Annotated in this window: 20 protein-coding genes; 5 read left to right on the top strand and 15 right to left on the bottom strand. The window is 59.0% G+C overall.

Features of this window, described 5'->3' with window-relative positions; all coding sequences use genetic code 11:
• Nucleotides 1–6: 6 nt before the first annotated feature.
• Together ACR3FB_RS07095 and ACR3FB_RS07090 are read left to right on the top strand one after the other, a co-directional pair.
• On the top strand, nt 7–132 hold the full coding sequence (locus tag ACR3FB_RS07095) for a hypothetical protein (RefSeq protein WP_256439764.1): 126 nt from the start codon (nt 7–9) through the stop codon (nt 130–132).
• A complete protein-coding gene (locus ACR3FB_RS07090) occupies nt 133–1,005 on the top strand; it encodes a substrate-binding domain-containing protein (RefSeq protein WP_480565389.1) in 873 nt (290 codons plus the stop codon).
• Nucleotides 1,006–1,044: 39 nt separating this feature from the next.
• Here the strand turns inward: ACR3FB_RS07090 and ACR3FB_RS07085 are convergent, their stop codons facing one another.
• From ACR3FB_RS07085 to ACR3FB_RS07040, 10 genes are all read right to left on the bottom strand, one after another.
• Nucleotides 1,045–1,860, bottom strand: a complete 816-nt coding sequence (locus ACR3FB_RS07085; RefSeq protein WP_480565387.1) for an ABC transporter substrate-binding protein — start codon at nt 1,858–1,860, stop codon at nt 1,045–1,047.
• 20 nt (nt 1,861–1,880) lie between these two features.
• Complete coding sequence (locus tag ACR3FB_RS07080; RefSeq protein ID WP_480565385.1) at nt 1,881–2,615, bottom strand: ATP-binding cassette domain-containing protein; 735 nt, start codon at nt 2,613–2,615, stop codon at nt 1,881–1,883.
• Nucleotides 2,608–3,321, bottom strand: coding sequence for an ABC transporter permease (locus ACR3FB_RS07075; protein ID WP_480565384.1), 714 nt, complete (start codon nt 3,319–3,321; stop codon nt 2,608–2,610). Before ACR3FB_RS07075 ends, ACR3FB_RS07080 begins: the two co-directional genes overlap by 8 nt.
• A 159-nt stretch (nt 3,322–3,480) precedes the next feature.
• Entirely contained in the window at nt 3,481–4,470 is a 990-nt protein-coding gene (locus ACR3FB_RS07070; RefSeq protein WP_170376562.1) for an ABC transporter substrate-binding protein, read from the bottom strand.
• A 56-nt stretch (nt 4,471–4,526) separates the two neighbouring features.
• Nucleotides 4,527–5,372: an ABC transporter permease gene (locus ACR3FB_RS07065; RefSeq protein WP_170660395.1), complete on the bottom strand. Its 846-nt coding sequence runs from the start codon at nt 5,370–5,372 to the stop codon at nt 4,527–4,529.
• Nucleotides 5,369–6,301, bottom strand: a complete 933-nt coding sequence (locus tag ACR3FB_RS07060) for an ABC transporter permease (RefSeq protein WP_480565382.1) — start codon at nt 6,299–6,301, stop codon at nt 5,369–5,371. Before ACR3FB_RS07060 ends, ACR3FB_RS07065 begins: the two co-directional genes overlap by 4 nt.
• The gene (locus ACR3FB_RS07055; protein ID WP_480565380.1) at nt 6,298–6,741 is read right to left on the bottom strand and encodes an N-acetyltransferase family protein; all 444 of its coding nucleotides are present in this window, start codon (nt 6,739–6,741) and stop codon (nt 6,298–6,300) included. Before ACR3FB_RS07055 ends, ACR3FB_RS07060 begins: the two co-directional genes overlap by 4 nt.
• Nucleotides 6,731–7,528 (bottom strand): ABC transporter ATP-binding protein, encoded by a 798-nt coding sequence (locus tag ACR3FB_RS07050; RefSeq protein WP_170376555.1) that lies wholly within the window; start codon nt 7,526–7,528, stop codon nt 6,731–6,733. Before ACR3FB_RS07050 ends, ACR3FB_RS07055 begins: the two co-directional genes overlap by 11 nt.
• 54 nt (nt 7,529–7,582) lie before the next feature.
• Complete coding sequence (hydA, locus tag ACR3FB_RS07045; protein WP_480565378.1) at nt 7,583–9,037, bottom strand: dihydropyrimidinase; 1,455 nt, start codon at nt 9,035–9,037, stop codon at nt 7,583–7,585.
• A gap of 91 nt (nt 9,038–9,128) precedes the next feature.
• Nucleotides 9,129–10,379 (bottom strand): Zn-dependent hydrolase, encoded by a 1,251-nt coding sequence (locus ACR3FB_RS07040; RefSeq protein WP_170551380.1) that lies wholly within the window; start codon nt 10,377–10,379, stop codon nt 9,129–9,131.
• Nucleotides 10,380–10,550: 171 nt separating this feature from the next.
• On the opposite strand from ACR3FB_RS07040, the gene ACR3FB_RS07035 reads away from it, so the two are divergent.
• The gene (locus tag ACR3FB_RS07035; RefSeq protein WP_170551383.1) at nt 10,551–11,165 is read left to right on the top strand and encodes a TetR family transcriptional regulator C-terminal domain-containing protein; all 615 of its coding nucleotides are present in this window, start codon (nt 10,551–10,553) and stop codon (nt 11,163–11,165) included.
• Between the two features lie 3 nt (nt 11,166–11,168).
• Here the strand turns inward: ACR3FB_RS07035 and ACR3FB_RS07030 are convergent, their stop codons facing one another.
• From ACR3FB_RS07030 to ACR3FB_RS07010, 5 genes are all read right to left on the bottom strand, one after another.
• Complete coding sequence (locus ACR3FB_RS07030; protein ID WP_170376543.1) at nt 11,169–11,648, bottom strand: hypothetical protein; 480 nt, start codon at nt 11,646–11,648, stop codon at nt 11,169–11,171.
• 73 nt (nt 11,649–11,721) lie between these two features.
• Nucleotides 11,722–13,026 carry an NAD-dependent dihydropyrimidine dehydrogenase subunit PreA gene (preA, locus tag ACR3FB_RS07025; protein WP_170551389.1) on the bottom strand — a complete coding sequence of 435 codons (1,305 nt, stop codon included), beginning with the start codon at nt 13,024–13,026 and terminating at the stop codon, nt 11,722–11,724.
• An 18-nt stretch (nt 13,027–13,044) separates the two neighbouring features.
• Nucleotides 13,045–13,881 carry a class I SAM-dependent methyltransferase gene (locus ACR3FB_RS07020; protein ID WP_480565375.1) on the bottom strand — a complete coding sequence of 279 codons (837 nt, stop codon included), beginning with the start codon at nt 13,879–13,881 and terminating at the stop codon, nt 13,045–13,047.
• Nucleotides 13,882–13,927: 46 nt separating this feature from the next.
• Nucleotides 13,928–15,262: an NAD(P)-dependent oxidoreductase gene (locus ACR3FB_RS07015; protein WP_480565374.1), complete on the bottom strand. Its 1,335-nt coding sequence runs from the start codon at nt 15,260–15,262 to the stop codon at nt 13,928–13,930.
• A 157-nt stretch (nt 15,263–15,419) separates the two neighbouring features.
• Nucleotides 15,420–16,052: a cupin domain-containing protein gene (locus tag ACR3FB_RS07010; protein ID WP_480565371.1), complete on the bottom strand. Its 633-nt coding sequence runs from the start codon at nt 16,050–16,052 to the stop codon at nt 15,420–15,422.
• 127 nt (nt 16,053–16,179) lie between these two features.
• Between ACR3FB_RS07010 and ACR3FB_RS07005 the strand changes: the two genes are divergently transcribed.
• On the top strand, nt 16,180–17,169 hold the full coding sequence (locus ACR3FB_RS07005; RefSeq protein ID WP_480565368.1) for a hypothetical protein: 990 nt from the start codon (nt 16,180–16,182) through the stop codon (nt 17,167–17,169).
• A gap of 96 nt (nt 17,170–17,265) precedes the next feature.
• Nucleotides 17,266–18,558: an O-acetylhomoserine aminocarboxypropyltransferase/cysteine synthase family protein gene (locus ACR3FB_RS07000; RefSeq protein ID WP_480565365.1), complete on the top strand. Its 1,293-nt coding sequence runs from the start codon at nt 17,266–17,268 to the stop codon at nt 18,556–18,558.
• The last annotated feature ends 4 nt before the right edge of the window (nt 18,559–18,562 follow it).

Here is an 18,562-nt window from a genome sequence, read left to right as displayed (position 1 = left end):
GAAACGATGAAAGCCTTTCTTGCCGCCGCAACTGCAATGGTCGTCATCACTGTTGCCGCCCCTTTTGCCCTGAATCAGATCGGCTTTAGCGCGGAACAGGCGACCTCTGGCCCTGCTGTGCGCCTCGACTGAATGTCCGAATACCTGACGACGAAAGAGCTGGCCTACCTGTTGCGGATCGGCGAGCGGAAAGCTTACGACCTCGCCTCCTCGGGTGAGGTGCCCTGTGTCCGCGCCATGGGCAAGCTGCTGTTCCCCCGGTCCGAGGTGATTGCATGGCTCAACGCCTCGCGTTCGGGCCCGCAGGTGGCGGAACCGCCCCTACCTCCGATCGTTGCCGGTAGCCATGATCCACTGCTGGACTGGGCACTGCGGGAGAGCGGATCTGGCCTTGCGACGTATTACGACGGCTCATTCGATGGGTTGAACCGCCTTGGCAGTCGCAGCGCGCAGGCAGCGGCGCTGCATATCCATGAGGACGGTGGCTTCAACACCAAATCCCTGCGCGATGCTTTGGGCGAGGCCTCTGTGGTCCTGATCGAGATTGCGCAGCGACAACGCGGGCTTTTGCTGTCTCCGGAGACATCAGACATTGCAGGTTTTTCCGACCTAAGAGGTCGCCGCGTCGTCCTGCGCCAAAACAGCGCCGCCAGCCAACGTCTGTTCGATGCCGAGCTCACAACCCACGGCCTGACCCGAGACGACCTGACCCCTCTGCCTACCTGCGCCCGCACCGAGGAAGAACTGGCCATAACCCTACACGACAACAAAGCCGAGGCCGGGTTTGGTCTGGGCGCGTTGGCCAGCCTCTACAACCTGCACTTCGTGCCAACCCACTCAGAGCGGCTGGATCTGGCAATCTGGCGGCGGGCCTATTTCGACGAACCGATGCAGAAACTGCTGCGCTTCATACGCTCGGATCAGTTCCAAACCCGCGCGTCAGAGTTTGGAGGGTACGACCTGACCGGCTTGGGCCAGGTCCACCACAACGGCGCCAGTGGTTAACCCTCCCCCTTTTCAAGAATACGTTTACCGCAGAACGATCTACTGCGCATTTGGGAAAAACACCTGCTGCCCTTCCAGCCGGAAATCCGCAATCGCCGCCTGACCGTCCGGCCCTGTCAGCCAATCAATGAACCTCTGCCCCGCATTGGCGCGCGTTTTCGGATGCCGCTCGGGATTCACCAGGATCACACCATATTGGTTGAACAATCGCGGATCGCCCTCGACCAGAATCTCAAGATCCCCTCTATTTCCAAAGGAAAGCCATGTCGCCCGGTCGGTCAGCGTATAAGCCCCCATGCCGCTGGCGATGTTCAACGTGGCCCCCATGCCGGAACCGGTCTCGCGATACCATTCGCCCGACGCGCTTGTCGGATCCAAACCGGCATCCGCCCAGTGGCTCATCTCGGCCTTATGAGTTCCGCTGTCATCCCCGCGCGAGGCGAAAACGGCCTCTGCCGCCTCGATGGCAGAAAGCGCGGAGAGAATATCCGCCCCTCCTTTGACGCTCGCCGGGTCCGATTTTGGCCCGACCAGAACGAAGTCATTATACATCAGGTCCAAACGCTCAACGCCCCAACCATCCGCAACAAACTTCTCTTCCGCAGGCTTGGAGTGAACCAGAAGCACATCCCCATCGCCATTCACCGCATTGCGAATGGCCTGACCGGTGCCAACGGCCACGACGCGGACATCAATACCACTTTCCGCCTCAAAGCCCGGCAACAGATAGTCCAGCAACCCCGAATTCTGGGTCGAGGTGGTGGATTGCACCACGATAAACGGCTCTTCCGCTGTGGCTATGCCAGCCATCATCCCAAGCCCAAGCGCCGCCGCGCGCAAAATTGCCCGTCTCATCACATGCTCCAATGTTTTTGTTATGTAACCAATGCACCCGAGAGATAGCGACGTGAAGCCTCGCTTTCAGGGGCATCCAGAACCTGTTTGGCAGGTCCGTGTTCCACCACACGCCCGCCCTGCATCATCACAATATCCGCAGCCAATCGCCGCGCTTGTCCGATATCATGTGTCACCATGACGAGCCGCACTCCACGCGCCGAGGCTCGCAGGATCATGCGCTCAATCATCTGCACAGCGCTTGGGTCCAGTGCGCTGGTCGGCTCATCCAGAAACAGGGTCTCAGGAGTCATCGCCAAAGCCCGCAGGATCGCCAGCCGTTGCGCCTCCCCGCCCGACAAAAACCGCGCGGGCTGCCGGGCTTTGCCCTCTAGGCCACCTTCGGCCAACAGCTCGGCAATCCGAAGTTTGCGCGCGCGACGCGCGAGCCCCTGCTGTTTTAGCACGAAATCCAGATTGGCGGACACCGATCGGCGCAGAAGAACGGGCTGCTGGAACACCATCGCCTGCCGCGTTGTATGAGAGGTATTCAGCGGAGTGCCATCTTGAACAACCTGACCCTGATCGGGTGAGATTAACCCGTGCAGACACCGCAAGAGCAGGCTTTTGCCCGCGCCGTTTGGCCCCAGCAACAGTGTTGGCCCCGGCCCGTCCAGCGTTAGATCAGCCACATCCAACAAGGCCTGCCCATTGCGCCGGATGACCAAGTCACGGACCTGCAGGGACTGTGTCATCTCAAAAGTCAGATCACGCATGGCGCAACCCCTCTCGTTCGGCGCGGAGGCTGGCGGCGCTGACCATGGCGTTCACAGCCACCGCGATCCCGATCAGGATCGCCCCCAGCGCCAGCGCTAAAGCCAGATTCCCTTTCGAGGTCTCGAGCGCAATTGTCGTCGTCATGACCCGCGTGACGTGATTGATGTTGCCGCCCACGATGATCACGGCGCCCACCTCGGCAATGGCCCGTCCAAACCCGGCCAAAAGCGCAGTAATCAAAGCCAAGCGCGCATCCCACAACAACACCGGAACCGAGGCCAGACGCGACACCCCAAGTGAACGGAGTTGTTCCGAGTATTCCTCGGCCAACATCTCAACTACTTGCCGGGTCAGCGCGGCGACGATGGGCGTGACCAAAACCACCTGCGCGATGATCATGGCGGTGGGCGTATAGAGCAGCTCCAACACTCCCAAAGGTCCCGAACGGGACAGCATCAGATAAACCAGCAGGCCGACCACCACCGGCGGAAACCCCATCAGCGCATTCATCAGCACGATCACCGCTCGGCGACCGGGAAAGCGCGCCACGGCCAGCGCTGCCCCAACGGGCATCCCGATCAGCGCCGAGATCAGCACCGCGAAAACGGATACTTTCAGAGACAGGAAGACAATCGCCCACAGCTCTGCATCCCCATTGAGGATGAGAGAGAGAGCGTGACTGAATTCTTCTGCAAATCCTTGCATTTTATCCTCTTGAACGCGACCATATGAATGATTTGCGTTAATTTACAAGGAAATACTACTATAGATTCACCAAGAGTACATACAAGAAACCGACAGTCAGAATAGAAAACGCGGCCCCGTTTTGGGACCGCGCCTTTGCGTCAGAAATGTCTGACTGGTTTAGTTCAGCGCTGCGTCGGTCACCTGATGTGTCCATGCCCCTTCCGGCTTTGCTGTGATGACCGGATCGGACCCACCTGCAAGCAGTGTGCTCACCGTCCGCTCAAAATCAGCCGGGTCCAGCGCCCCGTTCGATCCTGCGGTCAGCTTTGCAATCTCACCCATCATGCGTTTCTGATGCTCTTCGGTCTGCGCGCCGGTGGCGTCATTGTCGAGAACGATCAGAGCGGCCTCATCCGGGTTCTCTTCAGCGTATTTCCAGCCCTTCATCGAGGCCCGCACAAAGCGCTGCATTTTCTCAACAAAGGCCTCATCGCTCAGGTTCTCTTCCAGCACATACAGACCGTCTTCCAGCGTCGCGACACCCTGATCTTCGTACTTGAAGGTCACCAGCTCATCCGGATTCACACCTGCATCAATGACCTGCCAGTATTCATTGTAGGTCATGGTGCTGATGCAATCGGCCTGACGCTGCAGCAGAGGATCGACGTTAAAGCCCTGCTTCAGCACCTCAACACCGTTTTCAGCTTTTCCGCCTGTGTCGATTCCCAGCTGGCTCATCCAGCTCATGAACGGGAATTCGTTGCCAAAGAACCAAACGCCGAGGGTGCGGTTCTTCAGATCCTCGGGTGAAGAAATCCCCGCGTCCTTCCAGCAGGTCAGCATCATGCCTGAGCTTTTGAAAGGCTGCGCGATATTGACCAGCGGCAAGCCCTTTTCCCGCGCAGCCAATGCGGCCGGCATCCATTCGACAGTCACATCTGCACCGCCACCCGCGATCACCTGAGTAGGCGCGATATCGGGACCGCCCGGCAGGATGGTAACGTCCAGATCTTCTTCCTCGTAGAACCCCTTGTCCTTCGCGACGTAGTAGCCTGCAAACTGCGCCTGCGTGACCCATTTGAGCTGCAACGTCACCTCATCCGCGGCCAGTGATGCACTGGCGGCCAGGCTAAAGGCGGCAACCGCCCCGCTGAGTAGCTTTTTCATCTTCATCTTCTCCTTGTTACGAATTGTGCCCCATTTTCGGGGTCTGGTTGGTCTTGTTATCTGCGTTGTGAGGGGTGCCAAAAGGTTACCATTTTTTCGAGCCCTGCCACCAAAGCATAGAACACTGTTCCGGCGACTGCCGCCACTGCGATTTCTGCCCAGACGAGGTCGATCGACAGGCTGCCCACCCCGGTTGAAATCCGAAAGCCCATGCCGCGTGTGGGGGAGCCGAAATATTCGGCGACAATCGCCCCGATCAGCGCAAGTGTGGTGGCGATTTTGAGGCCATTGAATATGAACGGCATGGCCGCAGGCAGGCGTAGCTTGATCAGCGTTTGCGTATAGCTGGCGGCATAGGTCCGCATCAGGTCGCGCTGCATCGCGTCCGCCTCACGCAGGCCTTGCACTGTATTTACGAGGATCGGGAAGAACACCATCACCACAACCACCGCCGCCTTGGAGTGCCAGTCGAACCCGAACCAACTGACCAGAATTGGGGCGATCCCAACGATAGGCAGCGCGGCCACGAAGTTACCGATGGGCAGCAACCCTCGGGTCAGAAAGACGGACCGGTCGATCAGAACAGCCGTCAGAAAGGCAGCAGAGGCACCGATTGCAAACCCGGTAAATGCCCCTTTGAACACGGTCTGTTTGAAGTCCTGCCACAGAATGTCGGTCGAGTTCACAAAGGTCTGCGCCACCATCGACGGAGGCGGCAGGATTACGGGCGAGACGCCCAGCCCTTGCACCAGCCCCTCCCACAGGATCAGTAGTGTGACACCAAAGAGCACGGGCACAAAGACGCGCACGCCTTTGGAGTCCCGGTAGATCGACCGCGCTAGCCACGCATTCAGCCACCAGGCACCGGCCCAGAAGACGAGGGAAAAGATCAACCAACTCATGCGCTCATCCCCATACGTTTCAGGGTCACTCGCTGCAGTATGTCCAGCAAGGTCACCAGAATGCCCGCCAGAATGGCAGCTGCGAACAAGGCCGCCCAAATGGCCAGAGGCGTGCCGAACTGATCGCCGATCAGGATGCGCGCGCCGAGGCCTGAGATCGCTCCGGTGGGAAGTTCACCCACAATTGTCCCAACCAGAGCAGCTGCAATCCCCACCTTCAGCGATGTAAACAGATAAGGCACCGAAGACGGCAGGCGCAGTTTCAGGAACGCCTGCAACCCAGTCGCGTTGTAAGTCTGAAGCAAATCCAGCTGCGAAACGGCTGGCGAGCGCAGCCCTTTAACCATCCCGACCAGCACAGGGAAATAACATAGGTAAGCCGAGATAATCGCCTTGGGCACCCCGCGCCCTTCGATCCCCAACTGGGAACTCAGAACGATGATCATCGGGGCAAGTGCCACGATCGGCACGGTTTGGCTGATGATGGCCCATGGCATCAGGCTCATATCCACAACGCGCGAATAGACGATGGCCACGGCCCCCAGGATACCAACGGCCGTGCCCAGCACAAAACCCCAGAGCGTCGACTGCAGCGTAATCCAGCCGTGATAGATCAACGAGCGTTTCGACATCGCCCGCCCTCGCATCACCATTTCGCCGGTGGTTTTCCAAAGCTCCTGCCCGATTTGAACGGGCGTTGGTAGGCGCGGCCGGTCCAGCTCGTAACCACCTGCGATATGCGACGGGTTCTGCACCATCAGAACCCAAACCGAGACCTGCTGACGGTCCCTCGACGTCTCGGGCGTCACAGTTTCCCCTGCGCGTTCCGCCTGATCGAGCGAGACACGAACATTCATTGGCGCGACCGCCAGATACCACAGGACCGCAATGGCCAGCAGCACAGTCAGTACAGATAAGACTTGCTTCATGCGTGCCACTCCATCCGGTAGACCGGTACGGTGTCCGGGGGCACGGGCGGCTCTTCGCTTGTTACCTCGAACCCTTCGCGCTGATAGAACCGTTGCGCCGCCGTGTTCGGTGTGTGTGTCGTCAGCCAAAGAAACGCGCGACCCTCTTTGGCCTTGTCGACAAAGCGCTTGCCAATGCCTTGCCCGGTCCGTCTGCAATAAAGCGCACCGATCTTCTGCTCATTCGGATCTACGGACATATAGCAATCGACCGGGTTACCGGTGACCCAGATCTCACGATGATCGAACGCCTCTTCAATCAACGCCGTCAGTTGTTCAACTGGCAGTTCTTCCGGCATCCAATCCGTCTGGCAGGCCCAATCATGGATAACCTGGGCACAGGCAGGCACGTCTTGCAACGTGGCGCGCCTGATCATATCCGAGGCCCCATCAGTCATCATAAGAATGCCCCGCTCGCAGACCGTCCCGCACCCGGTGTGCAACCTCTATAAACTCTGGCGTATCGCGGATATCCAAGGGCCGCTCTTTGGGCAGAGGGCTGTCGATCACATCCGTAATCCGCCCGGGCCGAGGGCTCATGACCACGATCTTGGTGCTGAGATACACCGCCTCGGGGATCGAGTGCGTCACAAAGCCAATCGTCTTCTCCGTACGCGCCCAAAGCGCGAGAAGCTGCTCGTTGAGGTGATCGCGCACGATCTCGTCCAACGCACCAAACGGCTCATCCATGAGTAGGATATCCGCGTCAAAAGCCAAAGCCCGCGCGATACTGGCCCGCTGCTGCATACCACCCGACAGCTGCCACGGGAATTTCCCACCAAATCCAGCAAGATCAACAAGTTCGAGAACTTTGTTCACACGCTCTTCTTGCTCGGACGCGGAATAACCCATGATCTCAAGCGGCAGCTTGATGTTCTTGGAGATGGTCCGCCACGGATACAGACCCGCCGCCTGAAACACATACCCATAGGCGCGCTTGCGCCGCGCCTCATCCGGTGTCATGCCGTTGACGGTCAGAGTGCCGCCGGTCGGGGTTTCCAAAGCCGCGATGCAGCGCAGAAAGGTGGTCTTGCCACAGCCCGAGGGGCCGATAAAGCTGACAAAGTCGCCTTTGTCGATCGTCAGGTTCACATCTTTCAGCGCGTGAACCGGGCCGTCATTCGTCTGGAAGGTGAGATCCAGCTGCCTTGCCTCGATCACAGGCTGGGTCGTAGAGTCAGTGTTCATTCCATAGCCTTGAAAAATTTGATTGCGGGCCGCCCATAGAGCGGCCCGAATGCGTCAGACACCTGTCGCCGGAATACCCGTCCGCTCCACCGGGCGCGGGGCCGTCAGTTCTTTCCAGGTGCTCAGCGCCTTGTTCACATGGGTGTTGGCCTCGCGCGCCACGAATTTCCCGTGCCCTTCCTGTGTCTGGATCTCGCCATCATGCACAGCAACGGCACCACGGGTCAGCGTGAATCGCGGCAACCCGCGCACTTCTTTACCCTCGAACACGTTGTAGTCGATCGAAGACTGCTGCGTTTCGGCCGAAATCACCTTGGCCTTGTCCGGATCCCACACCACCAGGTCAGCATCTGCGCCAACCAAAACCGCGCCCTTTTTCGGATAGCAATTCAATATCTTGGCGATGTTTGTTGAAGTAACAGCTACGAACTCATTCGGCGTTAAACGCCCTGTATTCACCCCATAGGTCCAGAGCATCGGCATCCGATCCTCCAACCCTCCGGTCCCGTTCGGGATCTTGGTGAAATCACCCACGCCATAGCGTTTCTGTTCGGTCGTAAAGGCGCAATGGTCGGTCGCGACAACGCTCAAAGTGCCAGATTGCAGACCGTTCCACAGGCTATCCTGATGCTGCTTGTTCCGGAACGGAGGGCTCATGACACGCCGCGCCGCATGTTCCCAATCGTTGTGGAAATACTCGCTCTCATCCAAGGTCAGGTGCTGGATCAAAGGTTCTCCCCACACTCGCTTGCCCTGCATCTTCGCGCGCCGAATGGCCTCATGCGCCTCTTCGCAGGAGGTATGCACCACGTACAGAGGCACACCGGCCATGTCCGCAATCATGATCGCTCGGTTGGTCGCTTCACCTTCGACCTGCGGCGGACGGGAATAGGCGTGTGCCTCGGGGCCGGTATTGCCCTCGGCCAGCAGCTTGGCGCTTAGCTCGGCCACGACGTCACCGTTCTCGGCATGCACCATCGCGGTGCCACCCAATTCGGCCAGACGTTTGAACGAGGCAAACAACTCATCGTCATTCACCATCAAAGCGCCCTTATAGGCCATGAAATGCTTGAACGTGTTGATGCCACGCGTCTCGATGACAGTCTTAATGTCGTCGAACACCTGCTCACCCCACCAGGTCACCGCCATGTGGAACGAGTAGTCACAATTCGCCCGCGTCGATTTGTTGTCCCAACGCTTGAGCGCATCCAGCAAGCTCTCGCCCGGATTGGGCAGCGCGAAATCCACCACCATCGTAGTGCCACCGGCCAGGGCCGCGCGCGTTCCACTTTCGAAATCGTCGCTGGAATAGGTCCCCATGAACGGCATCTCAAGATGCGTGTGCGGGTCGATGCCACCGGGCATCACGTAGCACCCAGAGGCGTCCAGCTCCTTGTCGCCGCGCAAGTCCGGCCCAATCTCGGTGATCACGCCGCCCTCAACTTTCACGTCCGCCTTATAGGTCAGATCGGCGGTTACGATGGTCCCGTTCTTGATGACAGTACTCATTTCAAACTCCCTGTTGCGGTCTGCGCCGCTTGCTTCATCTGGCTAAAAATATCCTGGGGGAGTCGCCCGTGGGCGACGGGGGCAGCGCCCCCTATTCCACGATCTCCGCCGTCTCAACGACCGCATGCAGCAAAACATCCGCCCCGGCAGCCGCCCAATCCTTGCTGATCTCTTCAGCCTCGTTGTGGCTCAGGCCGTCTACACAAGGGCACATCACCATCGCAGTCGGCGCGACCCGGTTGATCCAGCAGGCATCATGCCCGGCCCCCGAGATGATGTCCGTATGGGAATACCCCAGCCGCTCCGCCGCGTCGCGCACGGCGGCCACACAGCCCTCATCGAATTTGACCGGATCGAAACCACCGACCTTTTCGAATTCAATCTGCAGGCCCATTTCGTTCACGATATCCTCGGCCGCCACACGCAGGCGATTTTCCATATCAGTGATCACATCCAACTCGGGCGAGCGGAAATCGACCGTGAACACCACCTTGCCCGGAATCACATTGCGGGAGTTCGGGTACACATCAATATGCCCCGCAGCCCCAACCGCATGCGGCGCATGTGACCAGGCAATCTCATCGACTTTTTCAAGAATGCGCGCCATCGCCAGACCCGCATTCTTGCGCATCGGCATCGGGGTCGATCCGGTATGGGCATCCTTGCCAGTCACTGTGATCTGGGTCCAACTTAGCCCCTGACCGTGGGTGACGACGCCGATATCCTTGTCCTCGGCCTCCAGAATCGGCCCTTGTTCGATATGCAGCTCAAAGAACGCATGCATCTTGCGCGCGCCGACCTCTTCCTCGCCGCGCCAGCCAATACGCTGCAATTCATCGCCGAATTTTTTGCCCTCGGCATCCTCGCGGTCATAGGCCCAATCCTGCGTGTGCATCCCGGCAAACACGCCCGAGGACAGCATCGCTGGGGCGTAGCGCGTGCCCTCTTCATTCGTCCAGTTGGTCGCCACGATCGGATGTTTGGTTTTGATTCCCAGATCGTTCAGCGTGCGGATGATCTCCAAACCGCCAAGCACCCCTAGAACCCCGTCGTATTTCCCGCCGGTCGGCTGTGTATCCAGATGAGAGCCAACATAGACAGGCAGCGCCTCCGGGTCCGTGCCCTCTCGCCGTGCGAACATGTTGCCCATCTGATCCAAGCCCATGGAACAGCCCGCGTCCTCACACCAGCTTTGGAACAGCGCGCGCCCTTCGGCGTCTTCATCGGTCAGCGTCTGGCGGTTGTTGCCGCCCGCAACGCCGGGGCCGATCTTGGCCATCTCCATCAGGCTGTCCCACAACCTGTCGCCATTGATCCTGAGATTCTGCGCCGGAGCTGCCATAGTCTTCTTCCCTGTTGCTTGCGAGTTTGCTCGCTTTTGGTGTCTTGATTTGACCAACTGGTCAAACTCACGCTATCACGGGTTCGACATCAGTCAAGAAATTGCGCGCCATCGCTGGAGTTTTCAGCAAAATCCCCTATGAACTGGCGCAAAAACAGACACGTTGGATACATGCCGAAAGACCGCGCACCCACCAGAATACAAAAGAAAAATCGCGCTGCGATTCTGGAAGCCGCGCTCGAGGTCTTTTCGACCCACGGGTTTCGCGGGGCAACCGTGGATCAGATTGCATCCGCTGCCGGGCTGAGCAAACCAAACCTGCTCTATTACTACCGCAGCAAAGACGCGATTTATGCCGCCCTGCTCGAGCGTCTTCTGGACACTTGGCTAGACCCGATGCGTGCTATCGATCCCGATGGCGATCCTCTGAGCGAGCTGTTGGGATATATCCACCGCAAACTGGAAATGAGCCGCGACTACCCGCGTGAAAGCCGCCTGTTTGCCAATGAAATCATTCGCGGCGCTCCACATATCTATGACGTGCTGTCCACAGATCTGAAAGCGCTGGTCGATGAAACCTCGACCCTGATCCGCCGCTGGATGGCCGAGGGGCATATCGCCGAAGTGAACCCCTATCACCTGATCTTCTCGATCTGGTCTTTGACCCAGCACTACGCAGATTTCGACGTCCAGATCCGCGCCGTTCTTGGCTCGGATGAAGCCGATCCCTACCCCGACGCGAAAATCTACCTTGATCAGGTGTTCACGCGCCTTCTGACGAGGTAACCGCTATTTCGCAGGTTTCAGCGCCAGAATACGACGCAAAAGCACGATCACCATGGCGATCAGAATGGTCAGGTCGCCCATGGTTTTGACCGTATTGATCTTGGGCACCTTGCCGGCATCCTTGACGATCGCGGTATACATTTTCGGCTGCTGCACCCCAGCCATGTGATCCTTGGCCGAGGCCTTAACGTAGGCGTCAAAATTCTGTAGCGCCTTAACTTTTTTGACCACCTGCCCAAGGAAGCGTTGGTCCAGCTGACGCTCTTCCTTCAACTTGGCCATCATCTCTTCGAGAGAGCGTTTCAGTTTCTCAAGACTGTCAACGTCACGTTTGATCTGCTTCTGATGCTGAAGAAAATTCTTGGCGGCCATCGCGTCACGTTGCTTGGCCTTGGAGAGGGCGACGTTCTTTTTGGACGTATCACGGTCAAGCTTGGTGACCTTGTTGCCGCCCTTGTTCCGGCCCGGTGGTGCCGCTGGCATGACATTCTCCTTTGATCCTGTCTGTCAGCGGCAGTGTAGCACCGAACCGGCTTTTTAGGGATGAAGGTTTCCCTTACTCCGCCGCTTTCGCCATCGGATTGTTCGGATGCGAGGTCCAATTGGCATAGTCCGGCTGCACAGTTTTGCCTGTGCGCGGATCGACCTCACCTGCTGCCATCGGCTCCATCGTGATGCAGCCTTCGATCGGGCAGACATCGACGCAGAGGTTACAGGCGACGCATTCGTCATCCATCACCTCGAACACCCGATCATCAGACATCGAGATCGCCTGATGGCTGGTATCTTCACAAGCCGCATAGCACCGACCGCATTTGATGCACTGATCCTGGTCAATCTTGGCCTTGGCTACATAGTTCAGGTTCAGATACTGCCAGTCGGTGACATTGGGCACCGCACGACCAATGACTTGATCGACGCTGGTATAGCCCTTCTCATCCATCCATTCGGACAGACCCGCCGTCAGTTCATCAATGATCTTGAACCCGTAGGTCATCGCAGCGGTACACACCTGCACATTGCCACAACCCAGCGAGATAAACTCGGCCGCGTCACGCCAGGTGGTCACGCCACCAATGCCGGAGATGGGCATACCATGAGTGGCCTCAGCCCGCGCGATTTCGGACACCATCGACAGCGCAATCGGCTTGACCGCCGGGCCGCAATAGCCGCCATGGCTGCCTTTGCCATCAATCGAGGGCTCGGGGCTGAACGTATCCAGATTGACGCTGGTGATCGAGTTGATCGTGTTGATCAGCGACACCGCATCTGCGCCACCATTCCGCGCTGCCGCCGCAGGTTTGCGGATATCGGTGATATTCGGCGTCAGCTTCACGATGACCGGGCGGTCATAGTATTTCTTGCACCAACGGGTCACCATTTCGATATATTCCGGCACCTGCCCCACGGCAGACCCCATGCCCCTCTCGCTCATGCCATGCGGGCAGCCGAAGTTCAGCTCAATCCCGTCCGCGCCTGTCTCGGCGACGCGCGGCAGGATGGCTTTCCACGCCTCCTCCTCGCAGGGCACCATGATAGAGGCGATCAGCGCGCGATCCGGGTAGTCCGCCTTGACCCGCGCCATTTCCTCAAGGTTCACCTCCAGCGGGCGGTCGGTGATCAGCTCGATGTTGTTCAGACCCAGCAGCCGCCGATCCGCACCATAGATCGCGCCGTAGCGCGGCCCGTTCACATTCACGACCGGAGGGCCCTCGGCACCCAGCGTTTTCCAGACAACGCCGCCCCATCCGGCCTCGAACGCGCGGCGAACGTTGTATTCCTTGTCCGTCGGCGGCGCAGAGGCCAGCCAATAGGGGTTGGGGCTGGAAATGCCCAGAAAGTTTGTCGTCAGATCGGCCATGGCTTCTCCCTTCCCGGCTCAGCCGGTTTTTTTGAATATCATTTCAGTCGGGCGAATGCGCCCGGCCTTTAGGTTTGTTACGTAGTTTTGGAACTTCTCAGGTGCCGTCTCGCCCATCATCAGGTGTATCCCCAACGCGGGCGGTCCGCTTTCGGCCATGCGCGCAAAGGCTTCCTCGAAGAACGCAAGTGCGAACTCGGTACGGTCTGTCTCAGTCACCAGTTCCAGGCCCGCAGCACTTGCGGCATCGCGGTAGACATCGGGCGTGTGGACGAAGGACGTTTCGGCCACGGTGGACCATGGCAGAGGAAACGCCAACGGCTCAGTCGCCTCACCGCCCATCACGTCGAACAAGGCAAAAGTACCGCCTGTCGCCAGAGCCCGAGAGACTTCGGCGAACAATCCCGCCTTGTCTTCGATGTTCATGCCAACATGGAACATCACGGCCAGATCGAACCCCGCATCGGGAACCGGCATGTCGAGGGCGCTGCCAACCAGAAACTCTGACTTGTCGGAATGGCCGACAAGATCACTAAGCGTCTTGGCCGTCTCGACAAACTCAGGCGTCAGGTCGACCCCTGTGACCGTCGAGTCGTACCGATCCACAATATAGCGCGATGTCCCGCCGATACCGCAGCCAACGTCCAGCACACGCGTTGCTTGGGTCGGCGAGAGCTGCGCGAACAAGTTGTCGGTCGCCTTCACACCACCCGTATGAAACTCGTCCCCGGCCTTGAGGTCGGCAACGGTGGCTGCATCCGGGTCAATACCACTGGCCTCAAGCGCCGCGCGGACGCGTTCGGTCAGGGCACCGGTTGTGTAGTGTTGGGCAACAGCTTGTTCGATCTGGGACATGACGATACCTCAGCAGCAATAAAAATGGGGTGAATACCCCATCTTATCACGAAACGAGCGTTGCGTGGATGTCCATCGCAGCGTCCCGGCCCTCGGCCACGGCTGCCACGGTCAGATCCTCGCCGCCTGCCGCGCAGTCACCACCGGCCCAGACACCGTCCAGAGAGGTTCGCCCTGCCCCGGTGACAGCGATCTTGTTGCCATCTAGCGCCAGCCCTTCAGGCGCGCCTTCCAGGGTTTGACCGATAGCCTTGAGGACCTGATCAGCCGGAAGCCGGATCATCTCACCCGTCCCTTCTAGCCTGCCGTCCCGAGTGGTCGTGTATTCCAGCTCGATATCGACCGCAGAGCCATTGCCGTAGACGGCGACCGGCTGCACATTGGTCAGGATCCTCACCCCATGCGAGGCTGCGAGGTCCTGTTCGTACCGGCTGGCCCCCATCGCATCGCGACCACGGCGATAGGCAATCGTGACATGCTCGGCGCCCAGCAGTTTTGACTTCACGGCCGCGTCCACCGCTGTCATGCCTCCGCCGATCACGACCACATTCCGCCCGACCGGCAAGTGGGCCAAATCTTCGGCCTGACGCACATCCGAAATGAAATCCACAGCAGCCCGCACACCGTCCTTTTCGGTGCCTTGCGCACGCAACGCATTCACACCCGCCAGACCGATCGACAGGAACACGGCATCATAGTTCTCGACCAACCCGTCCAGCGAAATCGTATCTCCCAGAACCGAGCCCGTCTCGATCGCAATGCCACCGATTTTCAGAAGCCAGTCCACTTCGGCCTGAGCAAAGTCATTGGTCGATTTGTAGGCTGCAATCCCGTATTCGTTCAGACCGCCGGGTTTCGGCTTGGACTCGTGAATAACCACGTCATGCCCCAGCATCGCCAGCCGATGGGCACAGGCAAGACCAGCTGGCCCTGCCCCAATCACGGCAACCGTTTTGCCCGTAGGCGCGGCGCGTTCGAAGGGGTGATCGCCCGCTTCCATAACGGTGTCAGTCGAATAGCGCTGCAAGCGACCGATCTCGACCGGTTTGCCTTCGGCGGCTTCGCGAACGCAAGCTTCCTCGCACAAAGTCTCGGTCGGACAAACGCGGGCGCACATGCCACCTAGAATGTTTTGCTCGAGAATCGTGCGACCGGCTGCTTGCGGCTGACCGGCCTGAATCTGGCGAATGAACAACGGAATATCGATATCCGTCGGACAAGCCGTCACGCATGGCGCGTCATAGCAGAAATAACAGCGATCTGCCGCTACGGCGGCCTCGTGCGGGGCCAAAGGCGGATGCAGATCGGTGAAATTCGAGGTCAGCTCATCGCTGGAAAGCCGCCCTGGGACAATCCCGGGTGCCATCTGGCCCTGTGCCATCACTCTACTCCCTGTAGATATGTTTGTTGTGAGGCTCAGCTTGCCACAATCTGATTTTTTATCAATTGGTAAATTTTATCATTCGGTCAAAAAATGAAAAATCCGGGCTTTTGACCCGGATTTCCGTGATTTTGCTCAAAATTGATGCGGGATCGGGTCAGATCATGCCCGTCAAATGCCCGGATTTCATCCAAACCCGCGCACCATCCGGCCCCGCAACGGCCTTTGACTGCGATCCGGGCGGCAGGCGTAGCCAGTCCCACGCGGCGAATGATTCACCGCCTTCATCAAAGCTGCCGGTGATGACAAACACCTCAAGCCCATCTTCTGCGCTCAGATCAATAGACTCTCCGGCGGCCCATTGCACGATGCGCACATCCTCATGCTCATCCTTGAACAGGCGCAGATCGCCCTGACCGTTGATCGAGCGTTTGACCTCGGTCCGGTCGGAGGGGTCGAATTGATGCAGCTTGACCAGAATGGTCGCCCCATCCGCCGCCGATGGGGTATGGGATGAGGTCGGAGGGTTGCGGACATAGCTGCCCACCGGAAAATCTCCGGTTTCGTCCTGAAAGACGCCATCCAGAACTAGATACTCCTCACCGCCGTCATGGGTGTGGGCCGCGAAGGCGCTGCCGGGGGCAAAACGCACGATCGTGGTGGCGCGGGCGACTTCCTCACCGATCCGGTCCAGCATCTTGCGCTCGACCCCTGCCGCTGGCGATTGCACCCACTCGGTCTGATCAAAATGCACCGCGGCGCGTTTGGTGAAATCCGCGTTGATCCTCATGGCGGCCTCCTGCTTTGAGTCTCATGCTCGAAATGGGATGAAGAACGCGAAAATCAATCCAACAGTTTTGACGCCCTCTGCGGCTTGCTGTAATCCCAAAGCAAACGGGCGACAGGAACAGGCACGAATGGCTTCGCAGAAATTCAACATCGTAGTCATAGGGCAGAACAACCGCCTGCAATATGAGGCCCTTCTGTTCGCCGCCTCGCTGCGCCACTGTTCTCCCGGTTTTGACGGCAAGTTATATGTCGCCACCCCAAATCCCGGACCCCGTTGGAGCCAGAACCCAAGCATCCAAAACGAGGACGTGCGCAAGGCGCTGTCTCAGCTAGATGCCGAGATCCTGCCCTTCGACAGCCTTGTCTTCGGTGAGAGCTATCCGCATGGCAACAAGATCGAGGCCCTGCTGGCCCTGCCCGAGGGGGAACCGTTTGTCTTCTTCGACAGCGATACGCTGATCACCGGCGACCTGACCACGGTCCCGTTTGATTTCGACCGTCCGGGCGCATCGCTCAAGGTTGACGGGACTTGGCCGAAACCCACTCTCTATGGGCCCGGGTTCGAGGGAATTTGGAGCGCGCTCTATCGCCGCTTTGGTCTGGATTTCGCCAGCTCGATTGATGATAGCCAGCCCAAGGAACACTGGAAGCGGTTTCTGTACTTCAACGCAGGATATTTCTTCTACAAATGCCCGCGCCAATTCGGCGAGCGGTTTTTGGACTACGCGAAAACCATCCGCGACGAGGAGATTTCCGAACTCACCGGCCAGAACCTTGATCCCTGGCTGGATCAGGCCGCCTTGCCGCTGGCAATCCACTCTTTCGGTGGCGGGCGCGATGCCTTGCCGAACGGGCTTCTCGATGGGTCGGTCAGTTGTCATTACCGGCTCTTCCCTCTGCTCTACGCCCGTGAGAGTGACCGCGTGATCGAAGTTCTCGAGACCGTCTCGGCCCCCAACAAGGTCAAGAAGGTGCTCAAGGCCTATGACCCGATGAAGAAGCTGATTTTCCAAGGCAAAGGCCACAAAATCCGCGAGATGTTCGACCAGAACGCCCTGCCCGGGCGCGAGCAGGCCATCCGCAAAGCGATCAAGGCCAAAGGTCTCTGGCTGCGCTGACAGGATCGCCCAAAGGATCACCCAGAGGATCGTTGTACACGGGCCTGCAATAGCCTACAGATTCGCCAACACACATTCCAACAGGAGATTTTCACGATGTCTGACGGCCCTACCTACGGTTTCGACACTCTGCAGATACACGCGGGCGCACGCCCCGATCCCGCAACCGGCGCGCGCCAGACTCCCATCTATCAAACGACGGCTTATGTCTTTCGCGATGCGGACCACGCGGCGGCGCTGTTTAACCTACAGGAAGTGGGCTTCATTTATTCGCGCCTGACCAACCCGACCGTCGCCGTTCTGCAGGAACGTGTCGCGACACTTGAGGGTGGCGTTGGTGCAGTGTGCTGTTCCTCGGGCCACGCGGCGCAGATCATGGCGCTGTTCCCGCTTATGGGACCGGGCTGTAACGTGGTGGCCTCGACCCGTCTGTATGGCGGCACGGTCACGCAGTTCAGCCAGACCATCAAGCGCTTCGGCTGGTCGGCCAAGTTTGTCGACACCGACGACTTGGACGCCGTAAAAGCCGCCATCGACGAAAACACCCGCGCGGTATTCTGTGAATCCATTGCCAACCCTGGCGGCTATGTCACCGATATCCGCTCTTTGGCCGATGTTGCGGACGGCGCAGGCATTCCACTGATCGTCGACAACACTTCGGCAACGCCCTACCTGTGCCGCCCGATTGAACACGGCGCGACTCTGGTCGTGCACTCGACCACCAAATACATGACCGGCAATGGCACGGTCACCGGCGGCTGCATCGTGGATTCGGGTAAGTTCGACTGGTCGGCGAATGACAAGTTCCCCTCGCTCAGCCAGCCCGAACAGGCCTATCACGGGCTGAAATTCCATGAGACCTTCGGCCCGCTGGCCTTCACCTTCCACGGCATCGCCATTGGCCTGCGCGATCTGGGTATGACCATGAACCCGCAGGCGGCACATTACACGTTGATGGGGATCGAGACGCTGTCGCTGCGGATGGAGCGCCACGTCGAAAACGCCCAGAAGATCGCCGCCTGGCTCGAGGCGGACGACCGGGTCGACTACGTGACCTATGCGGGCCTGCCTTCGTCGCCGTATCACGACAGGGTCAAGGCGCAGTATCCGCGCGGTGCCGGAGCCCTATTCACCTTTGCGGTCAAGGGTGGTTATGACGCCTGCATCAAACTGGTGAACGCATTGGAGATCTTCAGCCACGTCGCCAACCTCGGCGATGCGCGCTCGCTGATCATCCACTCAGCCTCGACCACGCACCGGCAGTTGACCCCCGAACAGCAAGAGGCCGCAGGCGCGGGCCCCAACGTTGTGCGAGTCTCGATCGGGATCGAGGATGCCAACGACCTGATCGCCGATCTGGATCAGGCTCTGGCCAAAGCCAGCGCATGAAGCC

It is taken from the genome of Ruegeria sp. AO1, assembly GCF_056535985.1.
This window is presented reverse-complemented; position numbering and strand designations above follow the sequence as displayed.

What these genes read in the sequence shown, in the direction of transcription:
- ACR3FB_RS07095 (WP_256439764.1), top strand. Translation starts at nt 7, where the DNA reads ATGAAAGCCTTTCTTGCCGCCGCAACTGCAATGGTCGTCATCACTGTT.
- ACR3FB_RS07090 (WP_480565389.1), top strand. Translation starts at nt 133, where the DNA reads ATGTCCGAATACCTGACGACGAAAGAGCTGGCCTACCTGTTGCGGATC.
- ACR3FB_RS07085 (WP_480565387.1), bottom strand. Translation starts at nt 1,860, where the DNA reads ATGAGACGGGCAATTTTGCGCGCGGCGGCGCTTGGGCTTGGGATGATG.
- ACR3FB_RS07080 (WP_480565385.1), bottom strand. Translation starts at nt 2,615, where the DNA reads ATGCGTGATCTGACTTTTGAGATGACACAGTCCCTGCAGGTCCGTGAC.
- ACR3FB_RS07075 (WP_480565384.1), bottom strand. Translation starts at nt 3,321, where the DNA reads ATGCAAGGATTTGCAGAAGAATTCAGTCACGCTCTCTCTCTCATCCTC.
- ACR3FB_RS07070 (WP_170376562.1), bottom strand. Translation starts at nt 4,470, where the DNA reads ATGAAAAAGCTACTCAGCGGGGCGGTTGCCGCCTTTAGCCTGGCCGCC.
- ACR3FB_RS07065 (WP_170660395.1), bottom strand. Translation starts at nt 5,372, where the DNA reads ATGAGTTGGTTGATCTTTTCCCTCGTCTTCTGGGCCGGTGCCTGGTGG.
- ACR3FB_RS07060 (WP_480565382.1), bottom strand. Translation starts at nt 6,301, where the DNA reads ATGAAGCAAGTCTTATCTGTACTGACTGTGCTGCTGGCCATTGCGGTC.
- ACR3FB_RS07055 (WP_480565380.1), bottom strand. Translation starts at nt 6,741, where the DNA reads ATGATGACTGATGGGGCCTCGGATATGATCAGGCGCGCCACGTTGCAA.
- ACR3FB_RS07050 (WP_170376555.1), bottom strand. Translation starts at nt 7,528, where the DNA reads ATGAACACTGACTCTACGACCCAGCCTGTGATCGAGGCAAGGCAGCTG.
- hydA (WP_480565378.1), bottom strand. Translation starts at nt 9,037, where the DNA reads ATGAGTACTGTCATCAAGAACGGGACCATCGTAACCGCCGATCTGACC.
- ACR3FB_RS07040 (WP_170551380.1), bottom strand. Translation starts at nt 10,379, where the DNA reads ATGGCAGCTCCGGCGCAGAATCTCAGGATCAATGGCGACAGGTTGTGG.
- ACR3FB_RS07035 (WP_170551383.1), top strand. Translation starts at nt 10,551, where the DNA reads ATGCCGAAAGACCGCGCACCCACCAGAATACAAAAGAAAAATCGCGCT.
- ACR3FB_RS07030 (WP_170376543.1), bottom strand. Translation starts at nt 11,648, where the DNA reads ATGCCAGCGGCACCACCGGGCCGGAACAAGGGCGGCAACAAGGTCACC.
- preA (WP_170551389.1), bottom strand. Translation starts at nt 13,026, where the DNA reads ATGGCCGATCTGACGACAAACTTTCTGGGCATTTCCAGCCCCAACCCC.
- ACR3FB_RS07020 (WP_480565375.1), bottom strand. Translation starts at nt 13,881, where the DNA reads ATGTCCCAGATCGAACAAGCTGTTGCCCAACACTACACAACCGGTGCC.
- ACR3FB_RS07015 (WP_480565374.1), bottom strand. Translation starts at nt 15,262, where the DNA reads ATGGCACAGGGCCAGATGGCACCCGGGATTGTCCCAGGGCGGCTTTCC.
- ACR3FB_RS07010 (WP_480565371.1), bottom strand. Translation starts at nt 16,052, where the DNA reads ATGAGGATCAACGCGGATTTCACCAAACGCGCCGCGGTGCATTTTGAT.
- ACR3FB_RS07005 (WP_480565368.1), top strand. Translation starts at nt 16,180, where the DNA reads ATGGCTTCGCAGAAATTCAACATCGTAGTCATAGGGCAGAACAACCGC.
- ACR3FB_RS07000 (WP_480565365.1), top strand. Translation starts at nt 17,266, where the DNA reads ATGTCTGACGGCCCTACCTACGGTTTCGACACTCTGCAGATACACGCG.